This is a genomic window from Aromatoleum tolulyticum (assembly GCF_900156155.1).
Classification (GTDB): domain Bacteria; phylum Pseudomonadota; class Gammaproteobacteria; order Burkholderiales; family Rhodocyclaceae; genus Aromatoleum; species Aromatoleum tolulyticum.
The window spans coordinates 233,071-250,557 of record NZ_FTMD01000003.1 but is presented as its reverse complement, the minus strand read 5'-3'; the positions used below and the strand labels follow the sequence as shown (position 1 = coordinate 250,557).

Sequence of the window (17,487 nt, the reverse complement as noted above, 5' to 3'; positions counted from 1 at the left end):
TCAGGGGCGGGTCGCGTTGCCCGCCCTGAGCAGCACCAGCAGGGCCCCCGAACCGCCGTCGTGCGGGCCCGCCTGGCAGAAGGCCAGGATCTCCTCGCGTTGCGCGAGCCAGCCGCGCGACAGGTGTTTCAGGATGGACTGCTTGCCCGGCGAGCCGTGACCCTTGCCGTGGATCACGCGCACGCAGCGCCAGCCCTGCTGCAGGCTTGCGGCGAGGAAATGCGCGAGTTTCTCGCGTGCCTCGTCGCGATTGCAGCCGTGCAGGTCCAGGCGGGCCTGCAGCACCCAGCGGCCGCGGCGCAGGTCGGTGAGCACGCGGCGCGGTAGCCCCGGCCGCAGGAAGGCCGCCTCCTCGCCCGTTTCCAGCCTGTCTTCCAGCGTCATCGGCGCTTCCATCGATTCTCGCAGCGCTTCGCGCTCGTCCTCGACGTGCTTGATCGGGTGGGGCTGGGGCCGGGGGGCTTCGACCTCGGCGCGATTGCGCGTATCGACCGGCTTGGCGCCGCGTACCGCGTAGCGGAAGAGATCGGTCGGATCGGCGCTGTCCGCGTCTGCAGGCAGCAGCAGGAACTCATGCCCCGGCGTGCCGGGTGCCGCGGGCGTGTGTGTTTCGTGATGCCGCGCACGGCGGCGATCCATGCCGACCTCGGCGCGGTTGCCGTGATCGATCGGGGTCACATCTTCCATCGCGAAGCGGAAGAACTCGCTGTCGTCGCGGGGTGGTCGCCGCCGCAGCGGAGCCGCAGGCGATGCGTCTTCGGCGTCCGGTACCTGCGGGCGGCGAACGGGGGGCGGTTTGGGTGTTTCGAGCTCGGCTCTGCGTGACGACGGCGGCAGCGGCTTCACATCCTGCAGCGCGGCACGGAACAGACCGCTGTCGGCGTCGTCCGCATCGGCGGCCGGAGTCCTGTCCGCATCGCTGCTGGTTTCAGGGCGCTCGATCCGGCGACCGAGCACCCGCTCCTCGCGCAGCTTGCCCCGCAGCGGGGCAAGCTCGTCGAACGGACTTTTCGACGGCCCGCTCCGGTCAGCCGGGCGGGACGAGGCCGGGCGGGGCGGGCGCGGCATGGGATCAGCTGCCGAGGGCGTCGAGGTAGCGTTCCGCGTCGAGGGCGGCCATGCAGCCGGTGCCGGCCGAGGTCACGGCCTGCCGGTAGATATGGTCCTGCACGTCGCCGGCGGCGAACACGCCGCGCACGCTCGTCGAGGTGGCGTCGCCCTCGCGGCCGCCCTTCGTGACGATGTAGCCGCCTTCCATCTCCAGCTGGCCCTCGAAGATGTCGGTATTCGGCTTGTGGCCGATCGCGATGAACACCCCCTGCAGCGCGACGTCCTTCGTCGCACCGGTGTTGATGTCCTTCACGCGCATGCCCGTCACGCCGGTGTTGTCGCCGAGCACTTCGTCGAGCGTCGAGTTGAGTGCCAGCTCGATTTTGCCGGCCGCGACCTTCTCCATCATCTTGTCGATGAGGATCTTTTCGGCGCGGAATTTCTCGCGGCGATGCACGACGGTGACCTTCTTGGCGATGTTCGCGAGGTACAGCGCTTCCTCGACTGCGGTATTTCCGCCGCCGATGACCGCTACGTCCTGGTTCTTGTAGAAGAAGCCGTCGCAGGTCGCGCAGGCGGAAACGCCCCGGCCGGAGAACTTCTCCTCGGACGGCAGGCCGAGGTACCTGGCCGTCGCGCCGGTCGCGATGATCAGCGCGTCGCAGGTGTATTCGCCGGCGTCACCGACGAGCCGGAAGGGCTTTTCGGCGAGCTTCACGGTGTGGATGTGATCGAAGATCATCTCCGTGTTGAAGCGCTCCGCATGCTTCTGGAAGCGCTCCATCAGTGCCGGACCCATGACGCCGTCGGCATCGGCAGGCCAGTTGTCGACCTCGGTGGTGGTCATCAATTGACCTCCCTGAGCGAGCCCGGTGATGAGGACCGGATTCAGGTTCGCGCGTGCAGCATAGACGGCAGCGGTGTAACCGGCGGGGCCGGAACCGAGGATGAGCAGACGTGCGTGCTTGGTCGTCATGGCGATGTCTTCTTTCGGGTTGGCAATCGCGAAATTATAGCCGAGGGGCATCGACGTTCGATCCAATGGTGTCCATAGGTTCGGATAATCGCCTGTCCGGTTTCGATCGGCAGGGCCGTCTTGCTATGGATTCGGGCGGCATCAATCGGCTTATAATGCGCGGAATATGTCACGCCGTCGGCCATCCTCGCGCCGATACTCATTGCACTGCCGTTTCCGGAGGTTCCATGACACAGGCTACTGCAGTTTCCACGGCCGCTCTGAGGACGTTTCCGTTGTTTCACGGGTTGTCCGACGAGACCTTGCTGGCGGTGGCGCACTCGGCAGTGATGCGGCGTATCCCCCGCGGCCAGGGGGTGCTGCATGCAGGCGACCGCAGCGACTTCGTGTATTTCGTGCTCACCGGCAGCCTCAAGGTGATCGTCAGCGACGAGGATGGGCGCGAGGTGATCCTCAGCATCCTGGGGCAGGGCGAGCTCTTCGGGGAGATGGGGATATTCGGCGAGCAGCCGCGATCGGCGTCGGTTGTCGCGGTCACCCCGGCCGACCTGGTGCTGATCGCCAAGCACGACTTCCGGCGCATCATGCAGGAGAACTTCGAGGTAGCCTGGCGCATCATGTGCAACCTCGCCGACCGCCTGCGCAATGCCGACCGCAAGATCGAGTCGCTTGCGCTGATGGACGTGTACGGGCGGGTCGCGCGCCTGCTGCTGGAGATGTCGGAAGAGGTCGATGGCGAGGCGGTCGTCGTGCGCAAGATCACCAAGCAGGACATCGCGAAGATGATCGGCGCTTCCCGCGAAATGGTCAGCCGTGTGATGAAGGATCTCGGGACGCAGGGGCTCATCGAGGAAACCGATCACGGCATCGTCCTGCGCGACCGCCTGAACGACGTCTGAGGGTGGGGCGCGGCCGCCCCCTGTATCGCTTCGCAACAGCGTCAGCGGTCGGGATGGCTGATCGCATATAATCGCGAATTGTCGATTTTCCAGGGCCTTCGTTCCCGCGCCGATGTCGTCCCGTCAGTCTCCCCGTTTCCAGCCGCTGCCGGAACGGATTTCCCTCTTGCTTCAGGAAGCGCGCTGGCTGATTCTCGGCGTGATGTCGTTGTATGTCGGACTGGTCCTGCTCGGCTACAGCAAATCCGACCCCGGCTGGTCGCACGCCGCCGAAGTCGCGCGCGTCAGCAATCCCGGCGGGCGTTTCGGCGCCTGGCTGGCCGACCTGCTCTACTATCTGTTCGGGCTGTCCGCGTGGTGGTGGGTCGTATTCCTCGGCTATGCCCTCGTGTGGGGATTCCGGCGTCTGCGCCATGACGTCCAGCTCGACCGCCGCTCCTTCTTCTTCGTCCTGACCGGGTTCTTCGTCGTGCTGCTGTCGAGCAGCGCCCTGGAGTCGCTGCGTTTCTATTCGCACGGTGCCAGTGTGCCCCTGGGGCCGGGCGGTCTCGTTGGCGTCGAACTGGGTCAGCTCGTGCAGCGCTACTTGGGCTTCACCGGCGGTACCCTGTTGCTGCTGGCGCTGTTCGCGTCCGGGCTGAGCCTGTTTTCCGGCATCTCCTGGCTTTCGGTGATCGAGCGTGTCGGGCTCTCGCTGGAGCGGGGGTGGCTGGGCGCGCAGGCCGCGTGGCAGGGATGGCAGGACCGCAAGGCCGGGCAGCAGGTCGCGCAGAAGCGCGAGGCGGTCGTCGAGACCAAGCGCCGCAAGACGGTCGCGGCGCCTGCTGCGCAGCTGCGCATCGAGCCCGCGGTCGCCGAAGTGGCGAAGTCGGAGCGTGTCGAGAAGGAACTCCGGCAGGAGCGGCAGCAGTCGCTGTTCACCGATCTGCCGGCGCCGGCTGGTGCGATTCCGCCGCTGAGTCTGCTCGACCAGCCCTCGGGAGAAGTCGAGCCGCCTGCGGCCGAGGTGCTGGAATTCACCTCGCGCCTTATCGAGACCAAGCTCGGTGACTTCGGCGTCGAGGTCAAGGTGCTGGCGGCCTATCCGGGACCGGTCGTGACGCGCTACGAGATCGAACCGGCGACCGGGGTGAAGGGTAGCCAGGTCGTGAATCTCGGCAAGGATCTCGCGCGTGCGCTGTCGCTCGTGTCGATCCGCGTCGTCGAGACGGTGCCGGGCAAGTCCTGCATGGCGCTCGAACTGCCGAACGTGAAGCGTCAGACCGTGCGTCTGTCGGAGATCCTCGGGTCCAAGGCCTATCACGACATGCATTCGCCGCTGACGGTGGCGCTTGGCAAGGACATCGGCGGCCAGCCGGCGGTTGCGGACCTCGGCAAGATGCCGCACCTGCTGGTTGCCGGCACGACCGGTTCCGGCAAGTCGGTCGGTATCAACGCGATGATCCTGTCGCTGCTGTACAAGGCGGGGCCCGAGAGGGTCCGCCTGATCATGGTCGACCCGAAGATGCTTGAGCTGTCGATCTACGAGGGCATTCCGCATCTGCTCGCACCGGTCGTTACCGACATGAAGCACGCCGCCAATGCGCTCAACTGGTGCGTGGTGGAGATGGACAAGCGCTACAAGCTGATGGCGGCAGTCGGCGTGCGCAACCTCGCCGGCTTCAACAAGGCCGTCATCGAAGCGGAAAAAGCCGAAAAGCCGCTGACCAACCCGTTCGCGATCAACCCGGACAATCCCGAACCGCTCGAGCAGCTGCCGCATATCGTCGTGATCGTCGACGAGCTCGCGGACATGATGATGGTGGTCGGCAAGAAGGTCGAAGAGCTGATCGCGCGGCTCGCACAGAAGGCGCGTGCGGCCGGCATCCACCTGATCCTCGCGACGCAGCGTCCGTCGGTGGATGTCATCACCGGCCTGATCAAGGCCAACGTGCCGACGCGCATCGCCTTCCAGGTGTCGAGCAAGATCGATTCGCGCACCATCCTCGACCAGATGGGGGCGGAAACGCTGCTGGGCATGGGCGACATGCTGTACCTGGCCCCGGGCACGGGCCTGCCCGTGCGCGTGCACGGTGCCTTTGTCGCCGACGAGGAGGTGCACAAGGTCGTCGATTACCTCAAGCGCAGCGGGCCGCCCGACTATGTCGACGGCATCCTGTCGGCGCCCGACGACGATCTCGAGGCGGCGCTCGGCGGGGGCGGTGGCGGGGAGGGCGATGGCGAGGCCGATCCCTTGTACGACCAGGCGGTGGAGGTGGTCATCAAGACGCGGCGTCCGTCGATTTCGCTGGTGCAGCGCCACCTGCGCATCGGCTACAACCGTGCGGCCCGTCTGATCGAACAGATGGAGCGCGCCGGGCTCGTGTCGGCGATGGGGACGAACGGCAATCGTGAAGTGATCGTGCCGGCCAAGGAGGGCGAGTGAGTCTTACCGGAGTTGTCTGCAGGGCGGGCCTGCGCCTTGGCGCGGCGTTCGCGCTGGTATGCGCGACGGGTGTCGCGTCGGCCGGCGGCATTGCGCAGTTGCGCCAGTTTGTCGATACCGCGCGCAGCGCGCAGGGCGAGTTCGAGCAGACGGTTTTTGCGGCCTCGGGGCGCAAGCCGCAGCGCGCGAGCGGCAGTTTCGTGTTCGCGCGTCCGGGCAAGTTCCGCTGGACCTACGACAAGCCGTATCCCCAGGTGCTCGTCAGCGACGGCGACAAGCTATGGTCCTGGGACCGCGATCTGAATCAGGTCACGGTCAAGCGCCTCGGCGATGCGCTGGGCAGCACGCCGGCGGCGATCCTTGCCGGTGACGACGCGTTCGAGCGCAATTTCGAGCTCGCCGAGGCGGGATCGTCGGACGGGCTGGAATGGGTGCATGCGAAGCCGAAGCAGGCCGACAGCAGCTTCGAGTCGATGCGCATGGGCTTCGCGGGCGGAGCCCTCAAGCGCATGGAACTCAAAGACAACTTCGGGCAGACGACGCTGATCGAGTTCCGCTCGCTGGTTGCCGGTGCGCGCCCCGATCCCGGGCAGTTCCGCTTCGTTCCGCCGCCTGGCGCCGACGTGATCGGCGACTGAGGCAGGCCGGCGATGGCTGATCTCTTCGATTCGGTGCAACCGCCGCGCGTGCCGCTGGCCGAGCGGATGCGACCGCAACGGCTCGACGAGATTGCCGGCCAGCGCCATCTCGTGGGTCCGGGGAAACCGCTGCGGCTCGCATTCGAATCGGGCAAACCGCATTCGATGATCCTGTGGGGGCCGCCCGGTGTCGGCAAGACCACGCTCGCGCGGCTGATGGCGCAGGCCTTCGATGCCGATTTCGTCGCCCTGTCGGCGGTATTCTCAGGGGTCAAGGATATCCGTGAGGCCGTCGGCCAGGCGCAGGCCGCCAAGGCGCGCGGCCGTCACACGATCCTCTTCGTCGATGAGGTGCATCGCTTCAACAAGGCCCAGCAGGATGCCTTCCTGCCCTATGTTGAACAGGGACTGGTCACCTTCATCGGCGCGACGACCGAAAATCCCTCCTTCGAGGTCAACTCGGCGCTGCTGTCGCGTGCGGCGGTGTATGTGCTGGAGCCGCTCGACGACGAGGCAATGGGCGGGTTGTTCGAGCGGGGACGGGCGACGGCATGTCCGGACCTCGTCTTCGACGAGACGGCGCGCGAACGCATGATCGGCTTTGCCGACGGCGATGCGCGGCGACTGATGAACCTGATCGAGCAGGTGCAGGTCGCCGCCGAAACCGCTGACGTGAATCCGGTCAGCCCGGAATTTGTCGACGAGGCCTTGGCAAGCAAGCTCAGGCGCTTCGACAAGGGCGGCGAAGCCTATTACGACCAGATTTCGGCGCTGCACAAGTCGGTGCGCGGCTCCAATCCGGACGCAGCGCTGTACTGGCTGTGCCGGATGCTCGACGGCGGTGCGGATGCGCTATACCTCGGGCGCCGGCTCGTGCGCATGGCCGTCGAGGACATCGGTCTCGCGGACCCGCGTGCGCTGGAAATCGCCCTGAACGCCTGTACCACTTACGAGCGGCTGGGGTCGCCCGAAGGCGAGCTGGCGCTCGCACAGGCAACGATCTTCCTTGCCTGTGCCGCAAAGTCGAACGCAGTCTACAAGGCCTACAACGCTGCGCGACAGCACGTGGCGAATGACGTGTCGCGCCCCGTGCCGCTGCACCTGCGCAATGCGCCGACACGGCTCATGAAAGAACTCGGCTACGGCAAGACCTACCGCTATGCCCACGACGAGCCTGAAGCCTATGCGGCGGGTGAAACCTACCTTCCCGACGGGATGGCGCCACCGGCCTGGTATCGTCCTACATCTTACGGAATGGAAGCGCGCATCGCAGCCAAACTCGAGCATCTGCGCGAACTCGACGCGGCCGCAACGCCGGACCCCGGGTCCGGCGTGCGCCGCAAAACGGAATAAGTCGTTCCCGCGTCCTCAGTGGGGCAGGGGATGGTCGGCCATGAAGCGGGCCTGGACGCTTTTTGCACGTTCGGCCTGAGCGAGGTCGCCGCGCTCGGTGGCCCGGTCGATCAGGTCCTGCATATAGCCTGTGAGTACGAGAACGCCCTCGGTAGTCTGGACCATGCCGCAGACGATCTGCGCGGCAGCTCCATCGGGAATCCCCTCGTGCTCGGCAATCAGTGCCACTTCGTCGTCGGTCAAATCGCAGTAATCAAGGCAGTCTCGGATCGACAGCATAGGCATCTCCTCAGATGTGGCATGCGCCGTCTGTGCGGCGTTTCTTTTGGAATATTAACTATAAGCCACGCGGCGCCGAATTCAAGGAAGAGTTTGCTTGCAATGTGTCGGTAAATTGTTGATTTGACTAATATAATTGTGCGTTGCGGCATTGGGGCGATTTTGCCCTAGAATGTCATGAAACAGAACGAGTTGGCGGCGGATCGCAAGGTTCTGTCGCAGTATTCATTGCCTATTCATTGAATTTAAAGAATTTCGGAAAAGCCATGCTTGACATCCAACTGCTACGCAACCAGATCGACGTCGTTACCAGCGCACTGGCCGCGCGTGGCATGAATTTCGACTCCGCGGAGTTCCAGTCGCTGGAGAACGAGCGCAAGAACCTGCAGACCCGCACGCAGGAACTGCAGGCGCAGCGCAATTCGCTTTCCAAACAGATCGGCATCCTGAAGGGCAAGGGCGAGGACGCGGCGGCGGTGATGGCCCAGGTGGCCGGTATCGGCGACGAACTCAAGGCCAACGAACAGGCGCTCGCCGCGCTGCTGGCGCGCATCGAGGCGCTGGTCGCCGGGTTGCCGAACCTGCCGCATGCGAGCGTGCCGGTCGGCAAGGACGAGACCGCGAACGTCGAGGTGAGCCGCTGGGGGACGCCGCGCGAATTCGGCTTCGAGGTCAGCGATCACGTCGACGTCGGTGGCGGCCTGGGGGGGCTGGATTTCGAGACCGCGGTCAAGATCACCGGGTCGCGCTTCGCGCTCATGCGCGGGGGCGTGGCCCGCATGCATCGCGCGCTGGCGCAGATGATGCTGGACGTGCATACGCGCGAGCACGGCTACACCGAAGTCTATGTGCCCTATCTCGTCAATGCCGAAAGCATGTTCGGTACCGGCCAGCTGCCGAAGTTCGAGGCCGACCTGTTTGCCGTGCCGTGGGACGACGGGCGTTTCTACCTGATTCCGACGGCCGAGGTGCCGGTCACCAACATCGTGCGTGGCGAACTGCTCGCAGCCGACGCGTTGCCGCTCAAGTTCGTCAGCCACACGCCCTGCTTCCGCTCCGAGGCGGGCAGCTACGGGCGTGATACGCGCGGGATGATTCGCCAGCACCAGTTCGACAAGGTCGAGCTGGTGCGCATCGAGCATCCGGACAATTCCTGGGCGGCACTCGAGGAAATGGCCGGCCACGCCGAGGCCATCCTGCGCAAGCTCGAGCTACCGTATCGCAAGATCGTGCTGTGTACGGGCGACATGGGCTTCTCGTCGGCGAAGACCTACGACCTCGAAGTGTGGCTGCCGGCGCAGAACACCTACCGCGAGATCTCGTCCTGCTCGTGCTTCGAGGCCTTCCAGGCGCGTCGCATGCAGGCGCGCTTCAAGAACGCACAGGGCAAGAACGAACTCGTGCATACGCTCAACGGCTCGGGGCTTGCGGTCGGCCGGACCTTGGTGGCGGTGCTGGAAAATTACCAGCAGGCCGATGGTTCGGTGGTCGTTCCGAAGGCGCTCGTGCCCTACATGGGCGGTATCGAGGTGCTCGAACCGCGTGGCTAACCGTCGCTTGGGGGCGGCGCCTTCGCGGCCGCCCCGAGTTTCAGTCCTGCGGGTTGAAGGGGCGGGACGTAGGCGCCCTCCAGGCGCACCAGGATGTCGTGGTAGTTGCGGATGTTTTCCGCCATGATCACCGCTTCGCCCCCCCTTGCAGCGCCGGCCTTCAGACGGTTGGCGTATTCGGGCCGGGACATCAGGGGCAGCACCGCCTTCATGTCCAGCCAGCTGGTGTTGTTCTTGCCCATGCGCTGGGCGATCGTCCGGGCACCGTTCATGTGCCCCATCCCCAGGTTGTAGGCGGCCGCGGCCATCCAGGAACGGTCCGGTTCGCGCACGTTGTCCGGCAGCTGCTCCCTGAGCATCGCGAAATAGCGTGCGCCTCCGAGAATGCTCTCGCGCGGGTCGAGGCGATCGCGCACGCCCAGGCGGTCGGCCGTTTCCGACGTCAGCATCATCATTCCCCTCACGCCCGACCACGAGGTCGCGAGTGGATCCCAGTGCGATTCCTGGTACGCGAGCGCGGCAAGAAAGCGCCAGTCTATGCCCGTCCGCGCCTGGGCTTCCTGGAAATGCGGGCGGTAGCGCGGAAGGCGGGCCTGAATGCGCGCGAGGAAGGTCGTGACCGCCGTATCGTCGAGCCGGCGTATATGGCCGAAGTAGCGGTCGGACAGCCGCGCGAGTGTGTCGTCGGTGCGCGCGCCTGCGAGGAAAGCCTCGATTTCGGTGGCCAGGCCGTTTTTCGCGTCAGGGGGGAGGGCCCATCCGACCGTCGAACTGACGGGCAGGTCGAAGACCACGCTCAGGTTCGGAGAGGTCTGTGCGGCCAGCGCAAAATGAACCCGGTCGGTGGCGACGAGGTCCAGACGGCCCTGCGCCAGTTCGTCGAGGAGGTGCGCGTCGGCCGCGTTTGCGGGAAAATGGAGGTTCAGGTCGGAAACACGCTTGCGGACCTGGTTCAGGTAGTCGGCCGCGAGCGATCCATGCCGCACTGATACCGTGCGTCCCACCAGTGCCCTTTCCTCGATGAATTCCGGATTGTCGGAGCGCCCGACGATGACGTAGTCGACCTCGCGCAGCGGACTGGTCCAGGTGAGCGGCAACCTGTCGTTGCGGCCGACTCCTGCTGCCGCGAGATGCACCTGCCCCCGGATGACGGCCTCGAGGGTCCTTGTCGCGTCGGGAAAGAGGACGAAGCGGACCGGAACGCCGAGATGCTCGCCCAGCTTTTGCAGCAGGTCATGATCGAAGCCGGATGCTTTCCCGTCGCCATTGCTGCGATAGGAGGCCGGATCGACCCGGGTCGCGACACGCAGTTCCCCTGCGCTCCGATAGTCGGCGACCGGATGGAAATCAGCGAACCTCGGCGTTGCGCCTGGCTCGCAGCCGGCGACGAAGAGTGCCGCGATGATGATCAGAATAGCGCGCAAGCAGTCGTACCGTTGAACATAACCGCATGATTCTGAGGGAGTCCGGCGGTTTCGGCAATGTCGCGATAATTCCAATGTCCTTAAAATGACGCTTTTCTGCCTTGTTCGAATCACCTACATGGGTGGCGGGCCGACCCTGATGTTTGCGGCGGAGGCGGTGCGAGCGTACGAGGAGTTTCGCGAAGCAGGCGCGAAGGCTCCGGTCTGACAGCATCGCGGCGCGCATAAAAAAATTTTGTGTTGTTGTTGCCCCGCGGAATTTTCTGCGTATAATTCGGCCTCCCGCAAGGCTAGCCCGTGCGGGAGTCGGAGAGGTGGCAGAGTGGTCGAATGTACCTGACTCGAAATCAGGCGTAGGTGCGAGCCTACCGTGGGTTCGAATCCCACCCTCTCCGCCAAGCAGCACAAAAAGTTGTAAAACGTTGTTGACGCGAGATTAAAGCATGCTATAATCTCGCTTCTTCAAAAAGCGCCCGTAGCTCATCTGGATAGAGTACTTGGCTACGAACCAAGGGGTAGGGAGTTCGAATCTCTCCGGGCGCGCCACAGATTCAAGCAAAAAGGCCAGTCGAATGACTGGCCTTTTTGCTTTTTTCGCCCCTTTCGGTGTGCGTTCCTTCGCGTACAGGCGTTCGAGGCGCCTCCCGCGAGCCGTTACATCAAGTCGAACAGGTATGCGAAGACCGCGAGACCCATCGCAACCCAAGCAACCAGGAACGCAGGCCAGCGTACCCTGTTGAACCAGGTGTCGTTGATCCGACGTTTCGGTGCTGCGTTCGGGTCGACCTCGTGTGTGCGACGGTCCTCGGTGGAAAGCTCCGGGGGCGCTTCCTGGCCGGAGTAATAGTTGGTGGCTGACATGATGGACCCCTCCTCCCGAACGTCTTGTCGCTGATGTAGGGCCGCGTCCGGCGGTGACCCATTTCCAGTATAGACGCCCCCGGGATGGGGTTGCCGGAATCGAAGCAGCCCTCGGCGCACCGGAACGAAAATAAGGGACGCCAGTGGCCTCCCTGGCGCAGTGGGCGTCCGAGTCGATCGTTCTCGACGCTCAGGCGCCGGATGCCTGGATGCGCTGGAACACCTCCGGAAGATTCACGACACGGTTGCCGACCAGCGCGATGCGCTGCCGGGCGACGCCTGCACGATGCAGCCTGTCGGAGTTGGTGCGCTCCGCGACCCATGCCTGCACGTGTGGATGGCGGTCGAGCAGGTCGGCGAGCATGAGTGCGCCGGTCGCGTCCAGGTAGGACATTTCGCACAGGTTCAGCGTGCGTACCTTGCCGTCGGCGAGACGCGCGGCGATTTCGCCAGCCAGGCTGGCGCTCGTCAGGAAGGTGATGCCGTGATTGACCGTGAGCACCGCTTGTCCGCGCACGTCGTGCACGTCGACGCGGTGATCGCTCAACATGCCGCGCAGGGCCAGGACGAGCATCAGGGCGATACCGACCGGAACCGAGACCGTCAGGTCGATGGTGACGGTCAATAGCACCGTCAGCACGGTGAGCATGCCCTCGCTGGTGTCGATCCTCGCGATGGTACGGATTTCGTGCACTTCGATGAGGCGGCGCGCGGTAAGCAGCAGCACCGCGGCGAGCGAGGCCATCGGCAGCAGGCCGATTGCGTCATAGAGAAGGGCGACGAAGGCGGCGAGAAACACGGCATGCAGGATTGCGGCCGTCTTTTCCGTCCCGCCGCTCACGACATTGGTGCTGCCGCGCACGATCACGCCCGAGGCCGGCAGTCCGCCGATGAAGGGAACGACGAGATTCGCCAGGCCGAGGCCGAACAATTCGCGGTCCGGGTCGTGCCGGGTGTTCGTCATCGCATCCAGTGCCTTGGAGGAGAGCAGCGATTCGACGGCGATCAGGATGCCGAGCGTGAATGCAGCAGGGACGATCTTGTCGAGATGGGTCGTCAGTGCCGTAAGGAAGTCGGGCGAGATGCCGACGCTGCCGACGGAAATTTCGTACAGCGCGCCGATGGTGCGTACGGGATGGCCTGCGCGGGCCAGCGCCAGGGACAGGGCTGTGCCTGCGAGCAGCGCGACCAGCGGGGCGGGTAGCCATCGCGCCATGCGCGTCCGGCTCCACAGTATGGCGGTGACCACCGTTGCGATCATGACCACCAGTTCCCACGGGTTCCCGTCGTGCAGATGCGTGGCCGTGTATGCGAGCTTTTCGATGATGTCGTGTCCCTTGGCTTCGATCCCGAGCCCAGGCGGAATCTGACCGAGCAGGATCAGCACGCCGATGCCGGTGGTGAAGCCGACGATTACCGAGTGAGGCATCAGCTCCATCGCCTTGCCGAGGCGTAGCAGGCCGATGGCAATGACGACCAGGCCGGCGAGGAAGGTCGCTGCGAGGAGGACCTGCGGGCCGTGTTCGGCGATCAATCCATAGATGATGGTGATGAACGCGGCCGCGGGGCCGGAAACCTGGAAGCGGGAACTGCCGAACAGGCCGGCGATGAAGCCGCCTGCGACACCCGAGACGATACCGGCCATGGGGTTTGCTCCCGATGCTATCGCGAAGGCGATGCATAGTGGGAGGGCGACGACCGCGACGATGAAACCGGCGAAGATGTTATTGGTGCTGAATCCCGATTTAAATGTTTTCAAGCTGACCTCCAGAATCAGTGGGCGCGTGGCGCGATGGCTCATGACGCCGCAAGCAAAGCTGTTGTGCGCGGTCGGACCGAAAGACCGGGGCGGACAACCGGTGCGAAGGCGAGTTGCTCGGGGTCGTACGCTTCGACGACGCCTCGTTCGATGACGTAGTACCAGCCGTGGAGACTCAGGCTGCCATCGGCGACGCGGCGGGCAACTGCCGGGTATGTCATCAGGTTTGCAAGGTGTTGGACGATCATGGCCATTTCGGTGGCGCGCATGACTTGTTCGCGCTCCTTGTGGCCACCGAACCGGGCTCGGGCGGAAGGGGTTCCATAAGCCCGCTGCGCCAGGACGAGGTCGCGAACCCGGCTTCCCTGTGCGAGCCATTTGCGGGTGAGCGTCAGCTCGTCGGGATGCTCGGTCTGGTACAGGGCGGCACACGCGCCGCAGTGCGAGTGACCGCAGACGACGATTGCGGAGACTCCGAGGACGGATACCGCGTATTCGATGCCGGTACCGGTGGAACTGCATTCCTGTCCCGGCCGGTGGGGAGGGACCATGTTGCCGACATTGCGCATCACGAACAGATCGCCCGGATCCGACTGGGTGAGGGCATGAGGGATGATGCGGGAGTCTGCGCAGGTTATGAACAGCGTGTCGGGGTTTTGCCCTTCGCGCACGAGTTCGACGAACTTCGACCGGTTCTTCCGGAAGTAGCTGCGATGGAACCGTGCGACGCCTTTGACGAGGGAATCAACCATATTGAAGCTCCTGTGAAGACGGGGAACGGCACTTGCCGCCAGTCCGTATGGCAGCTTCCATGCCAGCGGAGTTAATACCCTTTCTGATCAATGGTTTTTCCGTGCAGCAGAAGGGGCTTCCCGGAGGCGGTGTTGCGGTGCGCCAAAAAACTGTCGGTTCCTGACGACTTGATTCGCACCGATCGGCCAGTTTATTGATTTGCAATGGGAATTCATGTCGCCGGCAAGCGACGCCCGCCCGTGGGGTGTCCACTCCGGGCTTGACGCGCGCTATACCGCTCCGCGGCGAAGCGTTCGGCGACGCCGCGCCGTGTCCGTCAACGGCGCAGGAACTTCCAGTGCTTGTGGATCTCTCTCAGCGCGGCAAGACCGCCCGACGGGACCGACAGGCCCGTGTGGCCGGGAATCCCGGGTGCGCGGGGGTTGATCCGCACGAGGGTTCCACCCGCGTGCTCGCTGAAGCGGCGGATCGTCGGGATGTCGACGCCTGCACCGATCTCGATGACGACGAGGCGTTTGACGCGTCCGAGCCACGTCGCCAGCGCTTCCCGCTGCGCGGCGCTGCGCGTATCTATCCAGTCCCAGTCGTCGAACATCAGGATGTTCGGGCGCGCTACCCCGCCGCAGTGGGGGCAACGGGGGAGTTCCGAGTCGAGGCGGCATTGCGCTTCGTCGACCCGCGGTTCGAACCCGGTGGCTTCCCAGATTGCGTCCCGGCACGGCAGCAGACACTGGAGGTGATGGATCGATCCATGGATTTCCGCGATGCGGGAGGGCTTGAATCCGGCCTTCTGGAACTGCCCGTCTACATTGCTCGTCAGAACGAACGCGCCCCATGGCATGTCGTCCGCAAAGTCGCGCAGAAGGCGGAAGCCTTCATGCGGAACGGTCTCGCGGTAGAGTCGCAGCCGGTGTCCGTAGAATCCCCAGGCGCGCGCCGGATCCGCGCGGAAAGCGGAGGGGGTGGCGATTTCGGTGAACGATGTGCCGCTGTGCGCGAGCGCCGGGTAGGCCTTCCAGAAACCCTCGTTGCCGCGGAAATCGGGTAGGCCCGAATCGACACCCATGCCGGCGCCGGCCGTGACGAGAAGGGCGTCGGCGCTTCCGATGGCCGAAGCGCATTGTTCGAGGGTTGCGGTGAGATCGGCGTCCATGGCGCGCAAACCACGGTTGGCCTCAGCTCCCTTCGCGCTGTGCCGTTCCGGCGAGGCGGCGCAGCACGTTCAGCATGTAGCGGCCGGCCCGGCCGTCCGGCTCCAGTCCGTTCGTCTTCTGGATTTCCTGGATGGCCTCGCGGCTGGTCTTGCCGATCAGTCCGTCGATCTCCCCGACCGGATACCCGAGGCGCGTCAGCAGGGTCTGCACCTCACGGCGTTCGGCCCGTGACAGGCCGGGATCGTCTGTCGGCCATGGTTTGACGAAGGCTCCGCCGCCGCGCAGCCGGTCGGAGAGGTGGGCGATCGCAAGCGCATAGGTCTCGGCGGCGTTGTACGAATAAAGCGCGTCGAAATTACGCTGCACGAGGAAGGCGGGCCCGCCTTCGCCCGCGGGCAACAGGACGGCGGTAGCCGTGGTCGAGGCTTCGAGTGCGACGCCGTCGACGCGCTGGACCCCCTGCCGCGCCCATTCCGCGATCGAGCGCTTGTTGTGCCTGCCTGCGAGCGAGTAGTCGAACCCGGCCGGCAGCGTTACCTCGTGCCCCCACGGCTGTCCGCTGACCCAGCCGGCCTTGGCCAGAAAGTTGGCTGTCGAGGCGAGGGCGTCGGGAATGCTGTCGATGAGATCGCGCCGGCCGTCGCCGTCAAAGTCCACGGCGACCCGGGCGAACGTGGAAGGCATGAACTGGGTGTGCCCGAACGCGCCCGCCCACGAGCCGCTCAGCCGCGCCGCGTCGACATCGCCGTTCTCGATGATCTTCAGGGCCGCGAAGAATTCGCCGCGGAAGTAACCCTGTCGCCGACCGAAGCAGGACAGGGTGGAGAGCGAGGTCAGCAGCGGGCGTTTACCAAAGTTGCGGCCAAAGTTGCTCTCGATGCCCCACACGGCCACGATCGTCGCCCGGTCGATGCCGTACTGCGCTTCCACCTCCTGCAACGTGGCGGCCCACTGCTCCATCATCGCCCGGCCGTCGGCGATGCGCTCATCGTCGACGAGCCCTGCCAGATAATCCCAGATCGGCGTGCGGAATTCGGGTTGGTAATCGAGCTGGCTGAGGATGGAGCGGTCGGGTTCGAGCGCCCGCGTGAGGGTATCGAAGGTTTCCGCCCTGATGCCGCGCGTCTGTGCTTCCGAGCGCAGCTCCCCGATGCAGCGGTCGAATGATGCGTCAGCTGCCGCCAGCGGTGACAGCAGGGTGGCGACTAGGGTGCTGCAGGCAACGGCGGGCTTCAGGATCATCGCGGGCAAACTGTGGGGCGCGGAGATGCGGGTAGATGGTACTCCCGTTGCCGACAGTGTGCAGAGGGCAACAAGATGCCAGGCCAATTGTGGCATCCTTGAAAGATTTGAGCGATTGTCGCGGGGGCTCGTAACCGCTGCAATGCCCCCGAGCCGCCAATGGAAGTCGTTCTTGGAATCATCCTGCCGGTGTTCGGTACCCTTGGCCTGGGGTACGCCGCCGCACGCCTCGGTCTGTTCGATGACGCGGCGAACCGCGGCCTGTCGGTGTTCGTGTTCAACTTCGCACTGCCGCTGATGCTGTTTCGCGCGATTGCGCAGACGGACCTCCCGGAAGCCCTGCCGTGGGGCTACCTGTTGTCGTATTTCATTGGTGCGTTTTCGGTGTTTGGCTTGTCGATGCTTGCCGGCCGGCTGCTGTTCGGCCGGCAGCTTGCCGAGCAGGGCGTGCTGGGGCTGGGGGCGAGTTTCTCGAATACTGCGATGCTCGGCATCCCGCTGGTCGTGACGGCCTATGGCCCGTCGGCAGCTTTGCCGCTGTTCGTGTTGATTGCAGTGCACAGTTTGGTGATGTTGCCGCCGACCACGGCGTTGATCGAGACGGCGCGGGGCGGGGGGCAGTCTCCCGCCCGGGTTCTGCTTGGCCTTGCGCGCAGCATTGCGGCGACACCGATCATCTGGGGCTTGAGTGCCGGACTGGCGCTCGCCACGCTGGGCGTGGCGCTTCCCGGACCGGTGGATGCCGTTGCGAAGAGTCTCGGCAGCGCCGCCGCGCCGTGCGCACTGTTTGCCCTTGGCGCGTCGCTCACCCGCTACAAGCCGGGCGGTAATTTGCGCGAACCGCTGATGCTCGTTCTGCTGAAGACCATCGTTCATCCCGCACTGGTCTGGTTGCTTGCGACCCGGGTGTTCGAGGTTCCCGATCTGTGGGTGATCGTTGCCGTAACGCTTGCCGCCTTGCCGACCGGCGTTACCCCGTATCTCTTCGCGCAACGCTACCAAGTATGTCTGGCGAGTTCCGCGTCGGCCGTATTCCTGTCCACGATGCTGTCGGCCCTGACCTTGTCCGCTCTGTTGCTCGTGCTGCGCAGCTGACAGTCTGGGTCCGTGGGGCGGCCGCGGAC

General features: G+C 64.9%; 15 protein-coding genes and 2 tRNA genes. 8 read left to right on the top strand and 9 right to left on the bottom strand.

Going from position 1 to position 17,487, the window contains the following annotated elements:
* Complete coding sequence (locus tag BW991_RS23485; RefSeq protein ID WP_084204977.1) at positions 1–1,068, bottom strand: Smr/MutS family protein; 1,068 nt, start codon at positions 1,066–1,068, stop codon at positions 1–3.
* A 4-nt stretch (positions 1,069–1,072) separates the two neighbouring features.
* A complete protein-coding gene (gene trxB, locus BW991_RS06185) occupies positions 1,073–2,026 on the bottom strand; it encodes a thioredoxin-disulfide reductase (protein ID WP_076601363.1) in 954 nt (317 codons plus the stop codon).
* 227 nt (positions 2,027–2,253) lie between these two features.
* Between trxB and BW991_RS06180 the strand changes: the two genes are divergently transcribed.
* The 4 genes from BW991_RS06180 to BW991_RS06165 all read left to right on the top strand — a co-directional run bounded on the left by BW991_RS06180 (position 2,254) and on the right by BW991_RS06165 (position 7,341).
* A complete protein-coding gene (locus BW991_RS06180) occupies positions 2,254–2,925 on the top strand; it encodes a Crp/Fnr family transcriptional regulator (RefSeq protein WP_076601218.1) in 672 nt (223 codons plus the stop codon).
* A gap of 112 nt (positions 2,926–3,037) precedes the next feature.
* Positions 3,038–5,350, top strand: coding sequence for a DNA translocase FtsK (locus BW991_RS06175; protein ID WP_076601217.1), 2,313 nt, complete (start codon positions 3,038–3,040; stop codon positions 5,348–5,350).
* The gene (gene lolA / locus BW991_RS06170; RefSeq protein ID WP_076601216.1) at positions 5,347–5,988 is read left to right on the top strand and encodes an outer membrane lipoprotein periplasmic chaperone LolA; all 642 of its coding nucleotides are present in this window, start codon (positions 5,347–5,349) and stop codon (positions 5,986–5,988) included. Before BW991_RS06175 ends, lolA begins: the two co-directional genes overlap by 4 nt.
* 12 nt (positions 5,989–6,000) lie before the next feature.
* Positions 6,001–7,341: a replication-associated recombination protein A gene (locus tag BW991_RS06165; protein WP_076601215.1), complete on the top strand. Its 1,341-nt coding sequence runs from the start codon at positions 6,001–6,003 to the stop codon at positions 7,339–7,341.
* 15 nt (positions 7,342–7,356) lie between these two features.
* Here the strand turns inward: BW991_RS06165 and BW991_RS06160 are convergent, their stop codons facing one another.
* Entirely contained in the window at positions 7,357–7,620 is a 264-nt protein-coding gene (locus BW991_RS06160) for a hypothetical protein (protein ID WP_076601214.1), read from the bottom strand.
* Between the two features lie 266 nt (positions 7,621–7,886).
* Between BW991_RS06160 and serS the strand changes: the two genes are divergently transcribed.
* Positions 7,887–9,170 carry a serine--tRNA ligase gene (serS, locus tag BW991_RS06155; RefSeq protein WP_076601213.1) on the top strand — a complete coding sequence of 428 codons (1,284 nt, stop codon included), beginning with the start codon at positions 7,887–7,889 and terminating at the stop codon, positions 9,168–9,170.
* On the opposite strand, the gene mltF is transcribed toward serS, so the two are convergent.
* On the bottom strand, positions 9,167–10,708 hold the full coding sequence (gene mltF, locus BW991_RS06150; protein ID WP_244551624.1) for a membrane-bound lytic murein transglycosylase MltF: 1,542 nt from the start codon (positions 10,706–10,708) through the stop codon (positions 9,167–9,169). The two genes, serS and mltF, sit on opposite strands and share 4 nt — an antisense overlap.
* A gap of 194 nt (positions 10,709–10,902) precedes the next feature.
* Between mltF and BW991_RS06140 the strand changes: the two genes are divergently transcribed.
* Positions 10,903–10,992: transfer RNA gene (locus BW991_RS06140), tRNA-Ser, on the top strand.
* 71 nt (positions 10,993–11,063) lie between these two features.
* A tRNA-Arg gene (locus BW991_RS06135) sits at positions 11,064–11,140 on the top strand.
* A 108-nt stretch (positions 11,141–11,248) separates the two neighbouring features.
* Here the strand turns inward: BW991_RS06135 and BW991_RS06130 are convergent.
* From BW991_RS06130 to BW991_RS06110, 5 genes are all read right to left on the bottom strand, one after another.
* A complete protein-coding gene (locus BW991_RS06130) occupies positions 11,249–11,455 on the bottom strand; it encodes a hypothetical protein (protein WP_076601211.1) in 207 nt (68 codons plus the stop codon).
* Between the two features lie 190 nt (positions 11,456–11,645).
* Positions 11,646–13,214 (bottom strand): SulP family inorganic anion transporter, encoded by a 1,569-nt coding sequence (locus tag BW991_RS06125; RefSeq protein ID WP_170879053.1) that lies wholly within the window; start codon positions 13,212–13,214, stop codon positions 11,646–11,648.
* A gap of 38 nt (positions 13,215–13,252) precedes the next feature.
* Positions 13,253–13,966 carry a carbonic anhydrase gene (locus BW991_RS06120; protein ID WP_076601209.1) on the bottom strand — a complete coding sequence of 238 codons (714 nt, stop codon included), beginning with the start codon at positions 13,964–13,966 and terminating at the stop codon, positions 13,253–13,255.
* A gap of 317 nt (positions 13,967–14,283) precedes the next feature.
* Entirely contained in the window at positions 14,284–15,120 is an 837-nt protein-coding gene (locus tag BW991_RS06115; protein ID WP_076601208.1) for an SIR2 family NAD-dependent protein deacylase, read from the bottom strand.
* A 22-nt stretch (positions 15,121–15,142) separates the two neighbouring features.
* Positions 15,143–16,363: a lytic murein transglycosylase gene (locus BW991_RS06110; RefSeq protein WP_076601362.1), complete on the bottom strand. Its 1,221-nt coding sequence runs from the start codon at positions 16,361–16,363 to the stop codon at positions 15,143–15,145.
* 159 nt (positions 16,364–16,522) lie between these two features.
* Here BW991_RS06110 and BW991_RS06105 point away from each other — a divergent pair, with 159 nt between their 5' ends.
* Entirely contained in the window at positions 16,523–17,458 is a 936-nt protein-coding gene (locus BW991_RS06105) for an AEC family transporter (protein ID WP_076601207.1), read from the top strand.
* Positions 17,459–17,487: the final 29 nt, after the last annotated feature.

Excerpts from the sequence above, each read along its gene's own strand:
- BW991_RS23485 (WP_084204977.1), bottom strand. The coding sequence starts at position 1,068 with ATGCCGCGCCCGCCCCGCCCGGCCTCGTCCCGCCCGGCTGACCGGAGC.
- trxB (WP_076601363.1), bottom strand. The coding sequence starts at position 2,026 with ATGACGACCAAGCACGCACGTCTGCTCATCCTCGGTTCCGGCCCCGCC.
- BW991_RS06180 (WP_076601218.1), top strand. The coding sequence starts at position 2,254 with ATGACACAGGCTACTGCAGTTTCCACGGCCGCTCTGAGGACGTTTCCG.
- BW991_RS06175 (WP_076601217.1), top strand. The coding sequence starts at position 3,038 with ATGTCGTCCCGTCAGTCTCCCCGTTTCCAGCCGCTGCCGGAACGGATT.
- BW991_RS06165 (WP_076601215.1), top strand. The coding sequence starts at position 6,001 with ATGGCTGATCTCTTCGATTCGGTGCAACCGCCGCGCGTGCCGCTGGCC.
- BW991_RS06160 (WP_076601214.1), bottom strand. The coding sequence starts at position 7,620 with ATGCTGTCGATCCGAGACTGCCTTGATTACTGCGATTTGACCGACGAC.
- serS (WP_076601213.1), top strand. The coding sequence starts at position 7,887 with ATGCTTGACATCCAACTGCTACGCAACCAGATCGACGTCGTTACCAGC.
- BW991_RS06130 (WP_076601211.1), bottom strand. The coding sequence starts at position 11,455 with ATGTCAGCCACCAACTATTACTCCGGCCAGGAAGCGCCCCCGGAGCTT.
- BW991_RS06120 (WP_076601209.1), bottom strand. The coding sequence starts at position 13,966 with ATGGTTGATTCCCTCGTCAAAGGCGTCGCACGGTTCCATCGCAGCTAC.
- BW991_RS06115 (WP_076601208.1), bottom strand. The coding sequence starts at position 15,120 with ATGGACGCCGATCTCACCGCAACCCTCGAACAATGCGCTTCGGCCATC.
- BW991_RS06110 (WP_076601362.1), bottom strand. The coding sequence starts at position 16,363 with ATGATCCTGAAGCCCGCCGTTGCCTGCAGCACCCTAGTCGCCACCCTG.
- BW991_RS06105 (WP_076601207.1), top strand. The coding sequence starts at position 16,523 with ATGGAAGTCGTTCTTGGAATCATCCTGCCGGTGTTCGGTACCCTTGGC.